The organism is Streptomyces roseus (assembly GCF_001044425.1).
Lineage (GTDB): Bacteria > Actinomycetota > Actinomycetes > Streptomycetales > Streptomycetaceae > Streptomyces > Streptomyces roseus.
Map to the genome: position 1 here is coordinate 43,100 of NZ_LFML01000029.1, position 17,612 is coordinate 60,711.

Annotated in this window: 20 protein-coding genes; 13 read left to right on the forward strand and 7 right to left on the reverse strand. The window is 73.1% G+C overall.

Annotated features, from left to right (window positions below):
• The first annotated feature begins 6 nt into the window (after positions 1-6).
• Positions 7-975: a CAF17-like 4Fe-4S cluster assembly/insertion protein YgfZ gene (ygfZ, locus tag ACS04_RS07385; RefSeq protein ID WP_048475724.1), complete on the forward strand. Its 969-nt coding sequence runs from the start codon at positions 7-9 to the stop codon at positions 973-975.
• A 48-nt stretch (positions 976-1,023) separates the two neighbouring features.
• Here the strand turns inward: ygfZ and dtd are convergent, their stop codons facing one another.
• Complete coding sequence (gene dtd / locus ACS04_RS07390; RefSeq protein WP_048475725.1) at positions 1,024-1,449, reverse strand: D-aminoacyl-tRNA deacylase; 426 nt, start codon at positions 1,447-1,449, stop codon at positions 1,024-1,026.
• 162 nt (positions 1,450-1,611) lie between these two features.
• Here dtd and ACS04_RS07395 point away from each other — a divergent pair, with 162 nt between their 5' ends.
• From ACS04_RS07395 to ACS04_RS07430, 8 genes are all read left to right on the forward strand, one after another.
• Positions 1,612-2,250: an RsiG family protein gene (locus ACS04_RS07395; RefSeq protein WP_048475726.1), complete on the forward strand. Its 639-nt coding sequence runs from the start codon at positions 1,612-1,614 to the stop codon at positions 2,248-2,250.
• A 108-nt stretch (positions 2,251-2,358) separates the two neighbouring features.
• Positions 2,359-3,603 carry a GNAT family N-acetyltransferase gene (locus ACS04_RS07400; protein ID WP_048475727.1) on the forward strand — a complete coding sequence of 415 codons (1,245 nt, stop codon included), beginning with the start codon at positions 2,359-2,361 and terminating at the stop codon, positions 3,601-3,603.
• Positions 3,604-3,624: 21 nt separating this feature from the next.
• Positions 3,625-4,392, forward strand: a complete 768-nt coding sequence (locus tag ACS04_RS07405; RefSeq protein WP_048475728.1) for a putative protein N(5)-glutamine methyltransferase — start codon at positions 3,625-3,627, stop codon at positions 4,390-4,392.
• Positions 4,393-4,483: 91 nt separating this feature from the next.
• Positions 4,484-4,951 (forward strand): helix-turn-helix transcriptional regulator, encoded by a 468-nt coding sequence (locus ACS04_RS07410; RefSeq protein WP_245236312.1) that lies wholly within the window; start codon positions 4,484-4,486, stop codon positions 4,949-4,951.
• Positions 4,952-4,961: 10 nt separating this feature from the next.
• The gene (locus tag ACS04_RS07415; RefSeq protein ID WP_048475729.1) at positions 4,962-5,381 is read left to right on the forward strand and encodes a VOC family protein; all 420 of its coding nucleotides are present in this window, start codon (positions 4,962-4,964) and stop codon (positions 5,379-5,381) included.
• Positions 5,382-5,432: 51 nt separating this feature from the next.
• Complete coding sequence (locus tag ACS04_RS07420) at positions 5,433-5,843, forward strand: helix-turn-helix domain-containing protein (RefSeq protein ID WP_048475730.1); 411 nt, start codon at positions 5,433-5,435, stop codon at positions 5,841-5,843.
• A gap of 26 nt (positions 5,844-5,869) precedes the next feature.
• The gene (locus ACS04_RS07425) at positions 5,870-6,445 is read left to right on the forward strand and encodes a hypothetical protein (RefSeq protein ID WP_048475731.1); all 576 of its coding nucleotides are present in this window, start codon (positions 5,870-5,872) and stop codon (positions 6,443-6,445) included.
• A 142-nt stretch (positions 6,446-6,587) separates the two neighbouring features.
• Positions 6,588-6,935, forward strand: coding sequence for a DUF2516 family protein (locus tag ACS04_RS07430; protein ID WP_048475732.1), 348 nt, complete (start codon positions 6,588-6,590; stop codon positions 6,933-6,935).
• 19 nt (positions 6,936-6,954) lie between these two features.
• Here the strand turns inward: ACS04_RS07430 and ACS04_RS07435 are convergent, their stop codons facing one another.
• The 3 genes from ACS04_RS07435 to ACS04_RS07445 form a co-directional block, all read right to left on the reverse strand.
• Positions 6,955-8,283, reverse strand: coding sequence for a PP2C family protein-serine/threonine phosphatase (locus ACS04_RS07435; protein ID WP_048475733.1), 1,329 nt, complete (start codon positions 8,281-8,283; stop codon positions 6,955-6,957).
• Positions 8,284-8,512: 229 nt separating this feature from the next.
• Entirely contained in the window at positions 8,513-9,574 is a 1,062-nt protein-coding gene (locus ACS04_RS07440; RefSeq protein ID WP_048475734.1) for a C40 family peptidase, read from the reverse strand.
• Between the two features lie 225 nt (positions 9,575-9,799).
• The gene (locus ACS04_RS07445) at positions 9,800-10,612 is read right to left on the reverse strand and encodes a methylase (protein ID WP_048475735.1); all 813 of its coding nucleotides are present in this window, start codon (positions 10,610-10,612) and stop codon (positions 9,800-9,802) included.
• A 252-nt stretch (positions 10,613-10,864) separates the two neighbouring features.
• On the opposite strand from ACS04_RS07445, the gene mshA reads away from it, so the two are divergent.
• On the forward strand, positions 10,865-12,235 hold the full coding sequence (gene mshA / locus ACS04_RS07450; RefSeq protein ID WP_048475736.1) for a D-inositol-3-phosphate glycosyltransferase: 1,371 nt from the start codon (positions 10,865-10,867) through the stop codon (positions 12,233-12,235).
• The gene (locus ACS04_RS07455; RefSeq protein WP_048475812.1) at positions 12,228-12,716 is read left to right on the forward strand and encodes a type III secretion system chaperone family protein; all 489 of its coding nucleotides are present in this window, start codon (positions 12,228-12,230) and stop codon (positions 12,714-12,716) included. The genes mshA and ACS04_RS07455 overlap by 8 nt, the downstream gene beginning before the upstream one ends.
• A 19-nt stretch (positions 12,717-12,735) precedes the next feature.
• Here ACS04_RS07455 and ACS04_RS07460 read toward each other — a convergent pair whose 3' ends face one another.
• On the reverse strand, positions 12,736-14,106 hold the full coding sequence (locus tag ACS04_RS07460; protein WP_078864517.1) for an MDR family MFS transporter: 1,371 nt from the start codon (positions 14,104-14,106) through the stop codon (positions 12,736-12,738).
• 164 nt (positions 14,107-14,270) lie between these two features.
• Between ACS04_RS07460 and ACS04_RS07465 the strand changes: the two genes are divergently transcribed.
• A complete protein-coding gene (locus tag ACS04_RS07465) occupies positions 14,271-15,029 on the forward strand; it encodes a phosphoglyceromutase (protein WP_048475737.1) in 759 nt (252 codons plus the stop codon).
• Between the two features lie 183 nt (positions 15,030-15,212).
• Here ACS04_RS07465 and ACS04_RS38600 read toward each other — a convergent pair whose 3' ends face one another.
• Positions 15,213-15,365 carry a hypothetical protein gene (locus tag ACS04_RS38600; protein ID WP_167352575.1) on the reverse strand — a complete coding sequence of 51 codons (153 nt, stop codon included), beginning with the start codon at positions 15,363-15,365 and terminating at the stop codon, positions 15,213-15,215.
• Between the two features lie 99 nt (positions 15,366-15,464).
• Positions 15,465-16,142 carry a phosphate signaling complex protein PhoU gene (gene phoU, locus ACS04_RS07470; protein ID WP_030157050.1) on the reverse strand — a complete coding sequence of 226 codons (678 nt, stop codon included), beginning with the start codon at positions 16,140-16,142 and terminating at the stop codon, positions 15,465-15,467.
• A gap of 216 nt (positions 16,143-16,358) precedes the next feature.
• Between phoU and phoR the strand changes: the two genes are divergently transcribed.
• Complete coding sequence (gene phoR / locus ACS04_RS07475) at positions 16,359-17,585, forward strand: two-component system sensor histidine kinase PhoR (protein WP_048475738.1); 1,227 nt, start codon at positions 16,359-16,361, stop codon at positions 17,583-17,585.
• Positions 17,586-17,612 lie beyond the last annotated feature (27 nt).

Below are 17,612 nucleotides of genomic sequence, written 5' to 3' on the forward strand. Positions count from 1 at the left end.
GGTGGCATGACCAGCAGCCCCTTGCTCCATCTCCCCGGCGCCGTACCCGCCGAAGGCCGCGACGAGGGCGTCGCCGCCCACTACGGAGAGCTGTACGGCGAACAGCGCGCGCTCGCCGACGGCCGCGGTTTCGTCGACCTCTCGCACCGTGGAGTCGTCACCGTCACCGGACCGGAGCGGCTGAGCTGGCTGCACCTGCTGCTCACCCAGCACCTGACGGAACTCCCGCCCGGCCAGGCCACCGAGGCGCTCATCCTCTCCGCCAACGGCCACATCGAGCACGCGCTCTACCTCGTCGACGACGGCGAGACCGTGTGGGCGCACGTGGAGCCCGGCACCCAGGAGGCGCTCATCGCCTACCTGGAGTCGATGAAGTTCTTCTACCGCGTCGAAGTGGCCGACCGCACCGCCGACTTCGCCGTCGTCCACCTGCCGGCAGGCTCCATCGCCGAGGTCGCCAAGGAGCACCCCGTACGCGAGACCCCGTACGGCCGCGACGTCTTCCTGCCCCGCGCCGAGCTGGAGGGGTTCGCGGCCTCGCACGCCCCGGCCGCCGGGCTCCTCGCGTACGAGGCGCTGCGCGTCGAGGCGCACCGGCCGCGGCTGGGCCAGGAGACCGACCACCGCACCATCCCCCACGAGCTGGGCTGGATCGGCACCGCCGTGCACCTCCAGAAGGGCTGCTACAGGGGCCAGGAGACGGTGGCCCGCGTCCACAACCTGGGCAAGCCCCCGCGCCGCCTGGTCTTCCTGCACCTGGACGGCTCCGAGGTGCTGCTCCCGGCGCACGGCACGCCGATCCGGCTCGCCGCCGACGGGGAGGAGGGCCGCCAGCTGGGCTTCGTGACCACCGCGGTCCGCCACCACGAGCTCGGCCCGATCGCGCTCGCGCTGGTCAAGCGGAACGTGCCGCTCGACGCCCCGCTGCTGGCCGGCACCACGGCCGCCGCGCAGGAGGTCGTCGTGGCGCCGTGACGGCGCGGCTGCCCGGCGAGGTCTGAGGCGCGGCCGCGCGGCCGCGCCTCAGACGTCGACGACGATGGTGAACGGGCCGTGGTTGGTGAGCGAGACGCGCATGTCCGCGCCGAACCGGCCCGTCTCCACCGTCGCCCCCAGCGCCCGCAGCTGCCGGACCACCTCGTCGACCAGGGGCTCGGCGACCTCGCCGGGCGCCGCCGCGTTCCAGGTGGGGCGCCGGCCCTTGCGGGCGTCCCCGTAGAGCGTGAACTGGGAGATCACCAGCAGTGGGGCGTTCACGTCGCTGCAGGACTTCTCCGCCTCCAGGATCCGTACGGACCACAGCTTGCGCGCCAGCTGCGCCGCCTTCTGCGGGGTGTCGTCGTGGGTCACCCCCACCAGCACGCACAGCCCCTCGCCGACGATCTCGCCCACGGTCTCGCCGGCCACGACGACGCTCGCGCCGTCCACCCTCTGCACCACTGCTCGCATACCACCTGTGTACCAGGCGTGCACCCATCAGGGGCCGATCGGGTGGAGTGGGACTGCAACCGCACCACGGAGAGTGGCACGATGCACGCAGGCGGTGCTTCCCTCCGGTCCCATGGGCCGGGAGAGACCCCATGCACCGGTCGAGGGGACGGACACGTTCACATGAATACTTCTGGTACCTCCGTACCTGCTTCACCCGTACCGGCATCACCCGCGGCCCCCGCGAAGGGCAGCGCGGTCCGACCGCCCGCGCAGCGCACGGGCGGGGGGCAGGCGCTGACCACGCCCGCCACCGCGCTCGCAGCCGGCTGCCCCGCCACCGCGCTCGGGCTGCCGGAGCTGCGCACGCTGCGCCGCGACGCGCAGCGCGACGAGGCCGACCTGAGCTACGTACGCAGACTCCTCCAGGGCCGCATCGACATCCTGCGTGCCGAACTGGCCCGGCGCAGCGACCCGGAGGCGCCGGTGACCCCGGAGCCGCCGGTGGTGGACCGGCTCTCGGAGATCCTCGCCGACGCGCCCTCCAGCCGCAGCGCCTCCGCCCGGCACGTCACGCTGTGCACCCCGCACAGCGAGGAGTTCCGGCTGCTGGCGGCGGAGATGCTGTCGGACGTGGAGCTGTCGGACCTGGCGGCCCGCACAGACGGCGAACTGCACGAGGCGATGGCCCGGTTGGTCGGCTACGAACAGCAGGTCTCCCGGCGCAGACAGCAGTTGCAGCGCACGGCGGACGACTGCAGCGCGGAGATCACCCGGCGCTACCGGGAGGGCGAGGCGCAGGTGGACGACCTTCTGGTGTAGCCGGCCGAGGGCTGATGTGCCGGCCCGCCCGCGCGGCGCCGCCGCGGGCCGTGCGGCGCGGGTAATTCGCGCGACCGCGGCCGGGGGCGGCGGTTAGCGTGGCCGGTCATGAGTGCTGACGTGCGGCCGATCGCCGAATCCGAATTCCCCGCGTGGCTCAGGGCCGTCAACAGCGGCTTCCTGCGCCCCGATCCCCCCACCGATTCCGAAATCGCCCAGCGGGCCAAGCACACCGACCTCGCCCGCACCCTGGGCGCCTTCGACCCCGCCACCGGCCGCTGCGTGGCCACCTTCCGCTCCTTCGCGCAGGAGCTGACCGTGCCGGGCGGGGCGAGCGTGCCCGCGAGCGCCGTCACCAACGTCACCGTGCTGCCCACGCACCGCCGCCGCGGTTTGCTGACCCGGATGATGGCCACCGAGCTGGCGGCCGCACGCGAGCGCGGCGACGTCGTGTCCACGCTGATCGCCGCCGAGTACCCGATCTACGGCCGGTACGGGTACGGGCCGGCCGCCTCGATCGCCGAGTGGGAGATCGACGTGAGCCGCACCGGGCTCGACCCGCGCTGGTCCGGGCCCGCGGACGGCGGCCGGATCGAGCTGGTGGACGCGGCCGCCGTGCGCGCCGTGGGCCCCGGGCTGCACGAGCGGCTGCGGGCCGTGTCCCCCGGCACGGTCACCCGCAGCGCGCGCTGGTGGAGTCTTGCCACGGGGCTGGAGGAGATGCCCTCGCGCCCGTACCAGGAGAGGTTCCACGCCGTGTACCGGACGGCGGAGGGCGAGCCGGCCGGCCTCGCCGTGTACGGGACCGACGCGCACTGGACGGAGGCGAAGGTCCCCCTCAACACCCTCCAGGTCAAGGACCTGATAGCGGTCACCCCCGAGGCCGAGCGCGCCCTGTGGCACTTCCTGTGCTCGATCGACTGGGTGCTGAAGGTCCGCACGGGCCACCGCGCTCCGGACGACCTCGTCGCGCAGTTGCTGCCCGACCCGCGGTCGGCCAGGATCGTGACGGCCTCGGACTTCCTGTGGGTGCGCGTGCTGGACGTCGTACGGGCGCTGGGCGCGCGGAGCTACGCCGTGCCCGGTGTCCTCGTACTGGAGGTGACGGACCCGGGGGGTCCGGCCGCCGGCCGCTACCGTCTGGACGCGGGCACGGGGGAGTGCGCGCCCACACGGGAGCCGGCCGACCTGCGCCTGGACGCGTCGGCGCTGGGCGCGCTGTACCTCGGCGACGAGTCGGCGCAGCGGCTCGGCGCGCTCGGGCGGATCGCGCAGGAGCGGCCGGGGGCGCTGGCGCTCGCGGACGCGGTGTTCCGCACGGCGCGGCGCCCGTGGTGCCCGGACATCTTCTGAGAGGGACGAGGGACGGATCCAGTGACTTCGATTGTCGAGACCCTGCGTGCGGCGGGCTGCGTCTTCGCGGAGGAGGAGGCGCGGCTGCTGACGGCCGCCGCCGAGGACGACGGGCACCTGACGGACCTGGTGGCCCGCCGGGCGGGCGGTGAACCGCTGGAGCACGTCGTCGGGTGGGCGGAGTTCTGCGGGCTGCGCATGCGGGTGGGCGCGGGGGCGTTCGTACCGCGGCGGCGCACCGAGTTCCTGGTGCGGGAGGCGGTGGCCCTGGGCCGCCCGGACGCCGTCGTACTGGACCTGTGCTGCGGGGTCGGCGCGCTGGGCGCAGCGGTGGCGGCGCAGCTGGGCGCCCGGGTGGAGCTGCACGCGGCGGACATCGACCCGGCGGCGCTGGAGTACGCGCGGCTGAACGTGGCCCCGTACGGCGGGCGGGTCCACGAGGGCGATCTGTACGCGGCGCTGCCCGACTCGCTGCGCGGGCGGGTGGATCTGCTGCTGGTCAACGCCCCGTACGTGCCGACCGGGGAGATCGGGCTGCTCCCGGCGGAGGCCCGCGACCACGAGCCGCTGACCTCGCTGGACGGCGGTCCGGACGGCCTGGACATCCACCGCCGGGTGGCGTCGGGGGCCCTGCCGTGGCTGGCCCCGGGCGGCCGCCTGCTGATCGAGACGAGCGCCCGCCAGTCCCCGCGCACGGCCTCGGCCCTGTCGGCGGCGGGCCTGGCGGTCCGCGCGGCATCCTCGGAGGAACTGCACGCGACACTGGCCATCGGCACCCGCGCGGCCTAGGCCCGCGCCCCCGCGCCCCCGGGTACCGGGCAACAGGGCGCCTCCGCCGGCGAGTTGCCGGGGGTCCGGCGGGGGCGCGTACGCTGGCGGGGTGACGCTCGACGACCTCAGACGACTGCGGCGGGCCCGGGACATGATGGACCGCGAGTACGCGCGGCCCCTCGACGTCGCCGAGCTCGCGGGCGTCGCCCTGATGTCGGCGGGGCACTTCTCCCGCAGCTTCCGGGCCGCCTTCGGGGAGACCCCGTACAGCTACCTCATGACCCGGCGCGTGGAGCGGGCGAAAGCGCTGCTGCGGCGGGGGGACCTGAGCGTCACGGAGGTCTGCTTCGAGGTCGGCTGCACCTCGCTGGGGTCCTTCAGCTCCCGTTTCACCGAGCTGGTCGGGGAGAGCCCGAGCGCGTACCGGGCCCGCGATCACGAGCCCGGCGCGGCCATCCCGGCGTGCGTCGCCAAGATCCTCACGCGGCCGGTCAGGAACGGCCCGGCCACGAGCGGGCCCGCCGAGAGCGGGCCCGCCGGGACCGGTCCGGAAGCGGAATCCGCCACCCGCGCTTAGCGTCGGTCGCATGGAAATCAAGCTGTCCCAGTGCTTCATCGCGGTCGACGACCACGACAGAGCGCTCGCCTTCTACCGCGACGCCCTCGGCCTGGAGGTCCGCAACGACGTGGCGTTCGAGGGGATGCGCTGGGTGACCGTCGGCTCGCCGGCGCAGCCGGACGTGGAGATCGTCCTGGAACCCCCGGCCGCGAACCCGAACGCCGCTCCCGCCGACCGGCAGGCGATGGCCGAACTGCTCGCCAAGGGCATGCTGCGCGGCGTGATCTTCTCCACCGACGACGTGGACGCCGCCTTCGAACGCATCCGGGCCGCGGGCGGCGAGGTCCTCCAAGAGCCGGCCGACCAGCCGTACGGGGTCCGCGACTGCGCCTTCCGCGATCCGGCGGGGAACATGCTCCGCATCAACCAGCCCCGCGCCCTTGGGTGATTTTGCAAGCAGCTGCTTGCAAAAGTTAGCAAGGTGCGGCAGGATCGGGGCATGGCATCGCTCAACGTCGGAAATCTCGGCGAGTACCTCCGCGAGCAGCGGCGGCAGGCCCAGCTCTCGCTGCGGCAGCTGGCCGACGCGGCGGGGGTGGCGAATCCGTACCTGAGCCAGATCGAGCGCGGGCTGCGCAAGCCGAGCGCGGACATCCTCCAGCAGCTGGCCAAGGCGCTGCGGATCTCCGCGGAGACGCTGTACGTGCAGGCCGGGATCCTCGACGAGCGCGATCGCGACGAGGTCGAGACGCGGGCCGTCATACTCGGCGACCCGTCCATCAACGAGCGGCAGAAGCAGGTGCTGCTCCAGATCTACGACTCGTTCCGCAAGGAGAACGCGGCCGAGGCCGAACCGGCCGATCCGTCCGCCCCGCCCGGCGGGGACGACGCGATGCACCCTACGAACTGAACTGTGATCCGGGAGGACCAGCCACCATGGCCATCGCCGATGACCTGAAGAAGACCCTCACCGACCCGACTCCGCTCTACTTCGCCGCCGGCACCGCCGACCTCGCGGTGCAGCAGGCCAAGAAGGTGCCCGGGCTCATCGAGCAGCTGCGCGCGGAGGCCCCCGCGCGCATCGAGGCCGTGAAGAACACCGACCCGAAGATCGTGCAGGAGAAGGCGCGCGAGGCGCAGGAGGCGGTCACCGCCAAGTTCGCCGAGGTGCTGACCGCGATCGACCCGAAGAAGCTCGGGGAGACCGCCCAGGACCTGGCGCTGCGCGGCGTCGGCGTCGCCGCCGAGTACGCGGTGCGCGCCAAGGAGACGTACGACAAGGTCGCCGAGCACGGCGAGCAGGCCGTGCGGACCTGGCGGGGCGAGGTCTCCGAGGAGATCGTCGACATCGCGGTCGCCGTCGAGCCGAAGTCGGAGACGGCGCCCGAGCAGCCGGCGCAGGAGCCCGTCGCCGCCGACTCCCCGGCCGAGGACAAGCCCGCCGCCCGGCGCGCCACGGCGCGCAAGAACAACGTGAAGAAGGCCACCGTCGCCGCCGGCGACGAGAGCTGAATCCCGAACGGGAATCGAATGCGGTGATGGCGGGCCGGGCACCAGTGGGGTGTCCGGCCCGTTGTCGTTTGAGAGAGCCGCCCTGCCGGTAGCGTGGAGGCAGGCGGCATCGGGCGTGCGAACGTGAGAAGGCGGTCAGGCGATGTTGATGAACGGGTTCGATAACGGAGTGCTTCCGCTGCTCGGATTCGCCATGCTGGCACTCGCCGTCGTGGCCTTCGTCCTCGCCCTGCTCGCGCGGGAGGACGCCTACCGCGCCGCCGACAAGCAGAGCAAGACGTTCTGGCTGGTCATCCTCGGGGTCACCGTGGTGGTGGACTTCTTCCTGGGGATGCTGTTCCTGGAGATCGCCGGCCTCGTGGCCACCATCGTGTTCTTCGTCGACGTGCGGCCGGCCCTCAAGCAGGTCTCGGGCGGCGGCCGGGGCGGCCGGCGCAGCGGCGGGAGCAGCAGCGACGGTCCGTACGGCCCGTACAACGGCGGGCGCTGACCGCGGCGGGCCCGGCCCGTCAGGACGCGCTGCGGGAGAGCAGCACCACGGCCACGTCGTCGGTGAGCTCCCCGCCGTTGAGGCGGCGGGCCTCGGTGACGGAGGCCTCCAGCAGGCCCTCGCCGGTCAGACCGCGGTCGAGGTGCCGGTTGATCATCTCGACCATCCCGTCCTGTCCCAGCCGCTCCTTGCCCTCGCCGATGCGGCCCTCGATCAGCCCGTCGGTGTAGAGCATCAGGCTCCAGGTGCCGCCCAGCTCGACCTGGCGGCGCGGCCAGCGGGCCTTGGGCAGCAGGCCGAGCGCCGGGCCGCTGTTCTCGTACGGGAGGAGCTGCGCGCGGCGGCCCGGCCGGGATATCAGCGGGGCCGGATGGCCCGCCAGGCACAGGCCGGCGCGGCGGCCGTCGGGGGAGATGTCCACGGTGCACAGCGTCGCGAAGATCTCGTCGCCGGGGCGCTCCACCTCCAGGACCTCCTGGAGGGTCGACAGCAGGTCGTCGCCGCACAGTCCGGCCAGGGTCAGGGCGCGCCAGGCGATGCGGAGCTCGACGCCGAGGGCGGCCTCGTCGGGGCCGTGGCCGCAGACGTCGCCGATCATGGCGTGGACGGTGCCGTCGGGGGTGCGGACGGTGTCGTAGAAGTCCCCGCCGAGGAGGGCGCGGCTGCGGCCGGGGCGGTAGCGGGCGGCGAAGCGGAGGTCGGAGCCTTCGAGGAGGGGGTTGGGGAGCAGCCCCCGCTCCAGGCGGGCGTTCTCCTGGGCCCGAAGTTTCGATTCTGCAAGCTTGTACTGGGCGATGTCCGCCCGTTTTCTCTCCACGGCGTAGCGGATGGCCCGGCTCAGCAGCCGTCCGTCGAGCTCGTCGCGGAAGAGGAAGTCCTGCGCTCCGACCCGGACGGCCTCGGCGGCGCGCTCGGCGTCGGCCTCGGCGGTCAGGACGAGGACGGCGTGGCGCGGCGCGATCCGGAGCACCTCGCGCAGGGTGTCCAGCTGGTCGACGACCGCGGTGCGCGTGCCGCCCGCCGTGGTGGATCCGGCGGCGGGCAGGGAGAGGTCGAGCAGGATGCAGTGCACGTCATGGGTGAGCAGGCGCGCGGCCTCGGTGAGGTTGCGGGCGGTGCGGAGCCGGATGCGGTGCCCGTCGGAGTCGAGGATCTCGGGGACGGTGAGGCCGCCCCCGGGGTCGTCCTCGATCACCAGCAGGGTCAGGGACGCCTGGGGTGCGGTGGTGTGCGCGGCGGGGATGTGCGCGACGGGGACGTGCACGGCTGCCGAGGGGCCTGCCTGCGGGGTTGCCTGAGCGCTCTCCGTGGCGGGGGTGTCCCTCTGCCGCGGTACGGGTACGGCCATCGTCTCCGGTTCCTTCCCTCCCCCCGAGGGTGCGTCCGGCAGACCCTAGCGGGCGGTGGCCGTGGAGCGGAATGCCGCTCTGGGCCGGGGCCGCTGTCATATGCCGCTATCGCGGGGGAAAGTCCGCCTCGCTGAGTGCCCACAGAATGAGAAACGTCACGGAGACGGCGATCGCCATCCCGCCCACCGAGACGCCGCCGCGCCCTGCCGGGTTCCCGGCGGGCCGCCCTTACGCGTCGGGGCGGACCACCGCCTTGATCGGCATCGAGCCGGCGCCCGCCAGGGTGACGTTGCGGCCCGGGCGGGGGGCGTGGATCATCGCGCCGTCGCCCACGTACATCCCGACGTGGCTCGCGTCGTCGAAGTAGATGATCAGGTCACCCGGCCGCATGTCCTTGATCGCGACCTTCGGCAGCAGCCGCAGCTGCTCCTGCGACGTGCGCGGGATGCCCCTGCCCGCAGCCCGCCAGGCCTGCGAGGTGAGGCCGGAGCAGTCGAAGGAGTCCGGGCCCTCGGCGCCCCACACGTACGGCTTGCCCATCTGCGCCGTGGCGTACTGGACCGCCTTCTTCCCCGACTCCGACGCCGAGCTGCTGATCTCCTTCAGCACGCCCGTCGACAGCCAGGCGGTCTGCGCCTTGTACTGCGCTTCCTGCTCCAGCTGGATCAGCCGGGCCTTCTCCTCGGCCTCCAGCTTGCTCTCCAGCGTCTCCGCCGACTTGATCTTCTCCTCAATCTGCTTCTTCGCGTTCTCCTGCTTGATCCGGTTGGCTTCGAGCTTCTCCCACTGCGCGCTCGCGTCCTTCGCGTACTGCTGCAAGTCGCTCTGCGTGCGGTTCATTTCGGACAGCAGGTCGGTGGTCGCCTTCTCGCCCTGGCGGATCCGGTCCGCCCCGTCGAGGAACTGGCTCGGGGTGCCGCTCAGCGCCAGCCGCGCGCCGGCCGGCATCCCGCCCGAGCGGTACTGGGCGCGCGCGGCGGCCCCCGCGCGGTTCTTCAGGGCCGTGATCCGGTCCTGGCCCGCCACGACCTGCTTCGCGATCTCGACGATCTTGGCGGACTGCGCCTTGGCCTCGCTCTCCGCGAGGTTGTACGCGTCCGTCGCCGTACCCGCCTGGCGGTACAGCTCGTCGATCTCCTGGCGCACCTGCTCAAGGGACTTGGCGCCGGGCGCGGGCGCCGGGGCCGCCTGGGCCACGCCCGTCATGGCCGACACGGCCAGCAGCGCCGTCGCACACAGCAGGGTGAGAGCGGACGCGCCGCGCCGCCGCCTTCGCTCCACGGTCCCCATGGTCCCCCCAGGTGCCCCGAGTCGGATCCGGTATCAGATCTGACTATTCATCAGTAACTTTGCCCTGCCTTCGGGATGGTGCCACGAGCGGGTGGATTCCAACACCCTCACGAGGACCGCCCGATCTTGCCTCCGGTCCGGGCTCCGGCCCCGCCCCAGTCCCCCACACCCGTCCCCGACGACTCAACGGGCCACCCCGGCAACCGGTTCCCCGCCGCGCCACATTCACCCCGCCGGGCGCAACGCCTCCCAGCGCACCGTCAGTTCCCCCTGCCGCCACCGCCCGGGCCCGTCCGCCAGCGGCCAGTCCGCGGCCAGCGCCCGCGCCGTGCGGATCCAGCGCTGCCGCGCCCCGTACGAGGCGTACGGAGCCGCCGCCGCCCACGCCCGGTCGAAGTCGCGCAGGAAGGCGTGCACCGGCTCACCCGGCACATTGCGGTGGATCAGCGCCTTCGGCAGCCGCTCCGCCAGGTCCGAGGGGCGCTCCAGGGAGCCCAGCCGGGTTGCGAAGGTCACCGTGCGCGCTCCCTCGGGCCCCAGCGCGACCCACACGTGCCGCCGCCCGATCTCGTCACAGGTGCCCTCGACGAGCAGCCCGTCCGGGGCCAGCCGGCCGCACAGCCGCTCCCAGACCGCCGCGACCTGCTCCTCGTCGTACTGGCGCAGTACGTTCGCCGCGCGGATCAGTGCCGGGCGGACCCCGCCCTCCAGCGGCACCTCGAACCCGCCGTGCCGGAAGCCGAGCCCCTCCCGCTCGTACGGCTTCGCCCCCGCGACCCGCGCCGGCTCGATCTCGATGCCGACCACGCGCACCCGCGGCGCCACCTCCCGCAGCCGGGCCAGCAGCTCCACCGCCGTCCACGGCGCGGCCCCGTAGCCGAGGTCCACCGCGACCGGGGCCTGCGAGCGCCGCAGCACCGGCCCGTGCGTGGCCGCGATCCAGCGGTCCATGCGGCGCAGCCGGTTCGGGTTCGTCGTCCCGCGCGTCACCGTGCCCACGGGGCGGCGCGGGGGCGGGGCGGCGGAGCGGGAGGACATGCGCCGAGGGTAAGCGGAGCGCAGCCACCTGACGGAATCCGCGCCCCGGGCAGGCCCTCGGTCCGAACCCCGCGGAAAAATGCACGCTTCCCCGGAATGCGGGACGCGGCCATCCGGGTTGCACTGCTTGAAGGGCGCCCCGTGCGCTCCTTCCGGCATGCCCTGTCCGTGTCCCGTCCGCGCCCCGCACGGTGGTCCACCCGTTCCACCGTGCGCCGTCCGAGTGTCGTCCGAGCGAGAGGAACTGCTCCCTTGAGCCAGTACGTGTCCCGCCTCGGCGGCCGCATCGCCGCAGCCCGCGGCACCCGCCTCGACCCGCCCCGGCTGCGCCTGCCGGCCGTCGGCCACCACCGCAAGCCGCGCCGCGTGGCCATGCTGAGCGTGCACACCTCACCGCTGCACCAGCCCGGAACCGGCGACGCCGGCGGTATGAACGTGTACATCGTCGAGCTGGCCAAGCGCCTCGCCGCGATCAACATCGAGGTCGAGATCTTCACCCGCGCCACCGAGGGCGGCCTGCCGCACGTGGTCGAGCTGGCCCCCGGCGTCCTCGTACGGCACGTGGACGCGGGCCCGTACGAGGGCCTCGCCAAGGAGGAGCTGCCGGCCCAGCTGTGCGCCTTCACCCACGGCGTCATGCAGGCCTGGGCCGGCCACCGCCCCGGTTACTACGACCTCGTCCACTCCCACTACTGGCTCTCCGGCCACGTGGGCTGGCTCGCCGCCGAGCGCTGGGGCGTCCCCCTCGTCCACGCCATGCACACCATGGCCAAGGTGAAGAACGCCGCGCTCGCCGAGGGCGACACCCCCGAGCCCGCCGCCCGCGTCATCGGCGAGACCCAGATCGTGTCCGCGGCCGACCGGCTCATCGCGAACACCACCGAAGAGGCCGACGAGCTCGTGCGCCACTACGAGGCCGACCCCGGCAAGGTGGCCGTCGTCCACCCCGGGGTGAACCTCGACCGCTTCACGGTCGGCGACGGCCGGGCCGCCGCCCGCGCCCGCCTCGGCCTGCCCCAGGACGCCGTCATCCCGCTCTTCGCGGGCCGGATCCAGCCGCTCAAGGCCCCCGACATCCTGCTGCGCGCGGTCGCCGAGCTCGTCGACCGCGACCCGACGCTGCGCCGGCGCCTGTTCGTGCCGGTCGTCGGCGGGCCCAGCGGCAGCGGGCTCGCCAAGCCGGAGGGGCTGCAGAAGCTGGCCGCTAGGCTCGGCATCGCCGACATCGTCCACTTCCACCCGCCGGTGCGCCAGGACGCGCTCGCCGACTGGTTCCGGGCGGCGTCCGTGCTGGTCATGCCCTCGTACAGCGAGTCCTTCGGGCTCGTCGCGATCGAGGCCCAGGCCACCGGCACGCCCGTACTGGCCGCCGAGGTCGGCGGGCTGCCCGTCGCCGTCAACGACGGGGTGAGCGGGATCCTCGTACCCGGGCACGACCCGGTGGACTACGCGCGCGAGCTGCGGCGCTTCGTGGACGAGCCGGGGCTCGTGGACCGGATGGGCGCCGACGCGGCGCGGCACGCGCAGTTCTTCGGCTGGGACACGGCGGCGAGCGGCACGGCGGACGTGTACACCGCGGCCATGCATGATCACCGCCGTCGCGTACGCTCCCACCATGGCTGACACCGCCGCGATCATCGAGAGCACGCTGACCGAGGCCGGACTGGGCTGGGAGAGCCCCGAGCCCGGCTCCTACGTCGTCCAGCTCCCCGGCACGCGCAAGCTGTCCACGACCTGCTCGCTCCGGGTGGGCCGGCACTCCCTGTCGGTCAACGCCTTCGTGATCCGCCACCCCGACGAGAACGAGGCGGGCGTCCACCGCTGGCTGCTGGAGCGCAACCTCAAGCTGTACGGCATGGCCTACGCGGTCGACCCGCTCGGCGACGTCTACCTGACGGCCCGGCTCCCGCTGTCGGTCATCACCCCCGAGGACCTCGACCGCCTGCTCGGAACGGTCCTGGAGGCGGCGGACGGCGCGTTCAACACCCTGCTGGAGCTGGGCTTCGCGGGCGCGATCCGGCGCGAGTACGAGTGGCGCGTCTCGCGCGGCGAGCCGACGCGCAACCTGGACGCCTTCAAGCACCTGACGCAGCCGTCCTCCTGAGCGCGGCGGCCGCGGCCGCCTACGCCTCGGCGACGGCCGGAGCGGGGACCGGAACCGGAACGGGAGCGGGTACCCCAACCGGTGCCGGAGCCGAAACGGGAGCCGGCTCCGGAGCCGGCGCCGGCGCGGGCGCGGGAAGGGCGGTGGCCGACGCCGTGGCCTCGGGCCCGGCGGCGGGCTCCCCGCTCTCGTCGAGGCCGCGCATCAGCAGCCAGTACCCGGCGGCCGCCACCGTGCCCAGCGCGGCCACGGCGGCCCACAGCCAGTTCGCGCCCCATCGGTCGATCATGAAACCGGCCATCAGCGGAGCCACGAGCGAGGCCACCGCCCAGGACATCGTGTACATGCCCTGGTAGCGGCCGCGGCCGTGCAGCGGGGAGAGCCGGGCGACCAGGCCCATCTGGGTCGGCGAGTTGATGATCTCGGCCAGCGTCCACACGAGGACCGTCAGCCCCATGCTCCACACCGACCCGGCGAAGGCCGTCAGCCCGAACCCGTACCCGGCCAGCAGCGCGGAGACCACCAGCAGCTTCTGCGGGTCGCCCTTCTCGATGAAGCGCGTGACCGGGAGCTGCAGCAGCACGATCAGCACCCCGTTGACGGCGATGACCAGACCGTAGTCCCCGGTGGAGAACCCGCTCGAGCCCATGGCCAGCGGCAGTCCGAACGACCCCTGCATGAAGATCAGCGAGATCAGGAACGACAGCCCGACCACCCCCATGAAGCGCCGGTCCCGCAGCACCGTGCCGAGCCCGGTCTCCGGTTCGGCGGCGGCCCCCTCCGCGGCGGCCCGCTCCGGCCGCGACTCAGGCAGCTTCACGTACACGAGCACCGCGCAGAGCAGCGTGAGCGCGGCCTCTCCGAGGAAGCCGGCCAGGTAGCTGTACTCGGCGACGAAGCCCGCGACCGTCGCCGAGACGGCGAAGCCGAGGTTGATCGCCCAGTAGTTCAGCGCGAAGGCCCGGACCCGGTCCTGCGGGCGGACGATGTCCGCCATCATCGCCTGCACCGCCGGACGCGAGGCGTTCGAGGTCATGCCCACCAGCAGCGCCACCGCCGCGATCGCCGCCGGGTGCTCCATGAAGCCGAGCAGCGCCACCGAGAACGCCGTCGAGGCCTGGGCCGCCAGCATCGTGGGGCGCCGGCCGAGGCGGTCGGTCATCACGCCCGCGCCGAGCGAGGACACGACCCCGCCGAGCCCGTGCAGGGCGACCACGAGCCCCGCGAAGGAGGCCGAGTACCCCCGGTCCACGGTCAGGTACAAGGTCATGAACGTGGCGACGAAGGCCCCGAGCCGGTTCACCAGGGTGCTGGTCCACAGCCACCAGAACTCGCGGGGGAGGCCGGCCACGCTCTCGCGCGCCGCCCGTCTGAGACTGGCAACCGACATGACGGATTCCCCCCGGTGATGTAAGCGTCTCTCCTGCTCACCGCACCCTACGGGCGGGGGGTCCGGGAAGGCCACCGGATTGACGCGCACCGTCAATCCACGCCTCCCGGGCGGGCCGTGGACGCGCGCGCGGGCGCCCCCGCGCGTCCATTAGGCTCGTACGCATGGCCGACGCACCGTACAAGCTGATCCTCCTCCGCCACGGCGAGAGCGAGTGGAACGCGAAGAACCTGTTCACCGGCTGGGTGGACGTCAATCTCAACGAGAAGGGCGAGAAGGAGGCAGTCCGCGGTGGCGAACTCCTGAAGGACGCCGACCTCCTCCCCGACGTGGTCCACACGTCCCTCCAGAAGCGCGCGATCCGCACCGCCCAGCTCGCGCTGGAGGCCGCCGACCGCCACTGGATCCCGGTCCACCGCTCCTGGCGCCTGAACGAGCGCCACTACGGTGCGCTCCAGGGCAAGGACAAGGCCCAGACGCTCGCCGAGTTCGGCGAGGAGCAGTTCATGCTGTGGCGCCGCTCGTACGACACCCCGCCGCCGCCCCTCGAGGACGGCACGGAGTTCTCCCAGTCCGATGACCCGCGCTACGCGACGATCCCGCCGGAGCTGCGCCCGAAGACGGAGTGCCTGAAGGACGTCGTCGTCCGCATGCTCCCGTACTGGTACGACGGCATCGTCCCCGACCTCCTCGCGGGCCGCACGGTCCTGGTCGCCGCGCACGGCAACTCCCTGCGCGCGCTGGTCAAGCACCTGGACGGCATCTCCGACGCCGACATCGCGGGCCTGAACATCCCGACCGGCATCCCGCTCGCCTACGAGCTGGACGCCGAGTTCAAGCCCCTCAAGCCGGGCGGCACCTACCTCGACCCGGCCGCCGCGGCCGCCGCCATCGAGGCCGTCAAGAACCAGGGCAAGAAGTAACACCTCGCGCGATCACGCCCCTGGCCTGCGCACATCGCGCGGGTCGGGGGCTGGTTCGTTTCCGGGTCCGTTTCCGGGTCCGTCCACGGCGAAAGGCCCCCTGCCCGCTCGTCCGCGCGGGTAGGGGGCCTCTCCTTGGGCCTGGTGTCGTGGCGGCCGGGCCGCCGAGCCGGTGCGGCGGGGTCAGCCGCCGCACTGGCAGGGCGCGCCGGACTGGCAGCCGCAGCCGCAGCCCGAGCCGCAGCCGCAGGCCGCGAGCAGCGGGAGCCGCAGCGGCTCGGGCCGCGGCTCCTGCTGCTCGTGCTCCGGTGTGATGGGGACGGGGGAATCGGGCATGCATCCTCCTCGCAGGCGGCGTGCGTGGCGTCGTACTGCCTTCGCCTCATTCATGCCCAGCCGTACGGGCGCGTCAACGGCGCACTGGAGCAGAAGGGCTCAGACGCCGTCGACCACCGTCGGCGCCTGCAGCTCGTCCGCGTGCTCGCCCGTCACCAGGTAGACCACGCGCTTGGCCACCGACACCGCGTGGTCCGCGAAGCGCTCGTAGTAGCGGCCCAGCAGGGTCACGTCCACCGCGGTCTCGATGCCGTGCTTCCAGCGGTCGTCCATCAGGTGCTGGAAGAGCGTGCGGTGCAGCTGGTCCATCTCGTCGTCGTCCTGCTCCAGCTGGAGGGCCAGGTCGACGTCCTTCGTGATGATGACCTCGGCGGCCTTCGCCATCAGGCGCTGCGCCAGCTGACCCATCTCCAGGATCGTGGCGTGCAGGTCCCGCGGCACGGCGGTGTCCGGGAAGCGCAGCCGCGCCAGCTTCGCCACGTGCTGGGCCAGGTCGCCCGAGCGCTCCAGGTCGGCCGACATGCGCAGCGAGGTCACCACGATGCGCAGGTCGGTGGCGACCGGCTGCTGGCGGGCCAGCAGCGCGATGGCGCGGGCCTCCAGGTCGTGCTGGAGGTCGTCCACCTTCTGGTCGGCGGCGATGACGCTCTCGGCGAGCTTCAGGTCGGCGTCGAGCATGGACGTCGTGGCCCGCCCGATCGCGGAACCGACGAGCCGGGCCATCTCGACCAGGCCTTCTCCGATCGAGTCCAGTTCCTCGTGGTACGCGTCACGCATGGCTTGTCCCTCTCTTGCCTACTGCCTCTGCTGCCCGTGTGGGACGGGCCGGGGCGGCCTCGTGCCCCCACGTTGACACGTTGGGCCGCAAACGCGTCCGACTCCGGCATCACAAGTGAATCAACCCCGTCGCCACGGTGAACTCTGGGCGACGACTGTTCGAGGTGCCACCCGAACGGCTGTGGAAGTGCCGTCTGGCCTGCTTAACCTTGAGGCATGGACGTGAACGCGGCGGTCGCCGCAGCTGCAGCGATCGCCGGTCTGTGCACCGGTGTGATCGCGATGCTGGCGTTCCGCTGGAGCGAGCGCGACCAAGCCCGCCCCACCCGGAGCTCCATGCGCCCCGACATCAACGCGGTGCTCCCGCCCGGCGTGGACACCGTCCTCTCCGTGCTCCGCTCCTCCGCCGTCGTCCTCGACGAAGGCGACGCGGTGGTCAAGGCCAGCTCGGCCGCGTACGCCCTCGGACTGGTACGCGGCGGCAAACTGGCCGTCGAGCCCATGCTCCACATGGCCCGCGACACCCGCCGCGACGGGGAGATACGCCAGGTCGAGCTCGACCTGCCCCGGCGCGGCACCGGCCGCGGCGAGGCCCTCGCGGTCTCGGCGCGCGTCGCCCCGCTCGGCTCCCGGCTGGTGCTGCTGCTGGTCGAGGACCTCACCGAGGCCCGCCGCATCGAGGCCGTACGGCGCGACTTCGTCGCGAACGTGTCGCACGAGCTGAAGACGCCGGTCGGAGCGATCTCCTTGCTCTCCGAGGCCGTGATGGACGCCGCGGACGACCCCGAGGCGGTCAGCCGCTTCGCCGGCCGCATGCAGATCGAGGCCACCCGTCTGATCAACCTCGTGCAGGAGCTGATCGACCTCTCCCGGGTGCAGAACGACGACCCGCTGGAGGACGCGGAGCCCGTACGGGTGGACACGCTGGTGGCCGAGGCCATCGACCGCTGCCGCCACACGGCGTCCTCCAAGCAGATCACCATGGCCGCGGGCGGCACCGCCGACCTGCGCGTCTGGGGCAACCGCGGCCAGCTCGCGGCGGCCCTCGGGAACCTGGTCGAGAACGCCGTCAACTACAGCCCCGCCCGCACCCGCGTCGGCATAGCCGGACGCAGGGTCGCGGCACCCGGGGGAGACTTGATCGAGATCGCCGTGACCGACCAGGGCATCGGCATCCCGGAAAAGGACCGCGAGCGCATCTTCGAGCGCTTCTACCGCGTGGACCCGGCCCGCTCCCGCGCCACGGGAGGAACCGGCCTCGGCCTTGCGATCGTGAAGCACGTGGCGGCCTCGCACGGCGGGGAGGTGTCCGTCTGGAGCTCGGAGGGTCAGGGCTCCACGTTCACCCTGCGCCTGCCGGAAGCGGCCGCCCCGGCACCGGCACCCGCGACCACCCCGGCCGCGGAGCCCGCCCCCGCACCGAGCCACCCCACCCCTGCCTGAACAGAACCAGCCATTCCTGCCCCGGAG

Excerpts from the sequence above, each read along its gene's own strand:
- ygfZ (WP_048475724.1), top strand. The coding sequence starts at position 7 with ATGACCAGCAGCCCCTTGCTCCATCTCCCCGGCGCCGTACCCGCCGAA.
- dtd (WP_048475725.1), bottom strand. The coding sequence starts at position 1,449 with ATGCGAGCAGTGGTGCAGAGGGTGGACGGCGCGAGCGTCGTCGTGGCC.
- ACS04_RS07395 (WP_048475726.1), top strand. The coding sequence starts at position 1,612 with ATGAATACTTCTGGTACCTCCGTACCTGCTTCACCCGTACCGGCATCA.
- ACS04_RS07400 (WP_048475727.1), top strand. The coding sequence starts at position 2,359 with ATGAGTGCTGACGTGCGGCCGATCGCCGAATCCGAATTCCCCGCGTGG.
- ACS04_RS07415 (WP_048475729.1), top strand. The coding sequence starts at position 4,962 with ATGGAAATCAAGCTGTCCCAGTGCTTCATCGCGGTCGACGACCACGAC.
- ACS04_RS07420 (WP_048475730.1), top strand. The coding sequence starts at position 5,433 with ATGGCATCGCTCAACGTCGGAAATCTCGGCGAGTACCTCCGCGAGCAG.
- ACS04_RS07425 (WP_048475731.1), top strand. The coding sequence starts at position 5,870 with ATGGCCATCGCCGATGACCTGAAGAAGACCCTCACCGACCCGACTCCG.
- ACS04_RS07430 (WP_048475732.1), top strand. The coding sequence starts at position 6,588 with ATGTTGATGAACGGGTTCGATAACGGAGTGCTTCCGCTGCTCGGATTC.
- ACS04_RS07435 (WP_048475733.1), bottom strand. The coding sequence starts at position 8,283 with ATGGCCGTACCCGTACCGCGGCAGAGGGACACCCCCGCCACGGAGAGC.
- ACS04_RS07440 (WP_048475734.1), bottom strand. The coding sequence starts at position 9,574 with ATGGGGACCGTGGAGCGAAGGCGGCGGCGCGGCGCGTCCGCTCTCACC.
- ACS04_RS07445 (WP_048475735.1), bottom strand. The coding sequence starts at position 10,612 with ATGTCCTCCCGCTCCGCCGCCCCGCCCCCGCGCCGCCCCGTGGGCACG.
- ACS04_RS07455 (WP_048475812.1), top strand. The coding sequence starts at position 12,228 with ATGGCTGACACCGCCGCGATCATCGAGAGCACGCTGACCGAGGCCGGA.
- ACS04_RS07460 (WP_078864517.1), bottom strand. The coding sequence starts at position 14,106 with ATGTCGGTTGCCAGTCTCAGACGGGCGGCGCGCGAGAGCGTGGCCGGC.
- ACS04_RS07465 (WP_048475737.1), top strand. The coding sequence starts at position 14,271 with ATGGCCGACGCACCGTACAAGCTGATCCTCCTCCGCCACGGCGAGAGC.
- ACS04_RS38600 (WP_167352575.1), bottom strand. The coding sequence starts at position 15,365 with ATGCCCGATTCCCCCGTCCCCATCACACCGGAGCACGAGCAGCAGGAG.
- phoU (WP_030157050.1), bottom strand. The coding sequence starts at position 16,142 with ATGCGTGACGCGTACCACGAGGAACTGGACTCGATCGGAGAAGGCCTG.
- phoR (WP_048475738.1), top strand. The coding sequence starts at position 16,359 with ATGGACGTGAACGCGGCGGTCGCCGCAGCTGCAGCGATCGCCGGTCTG.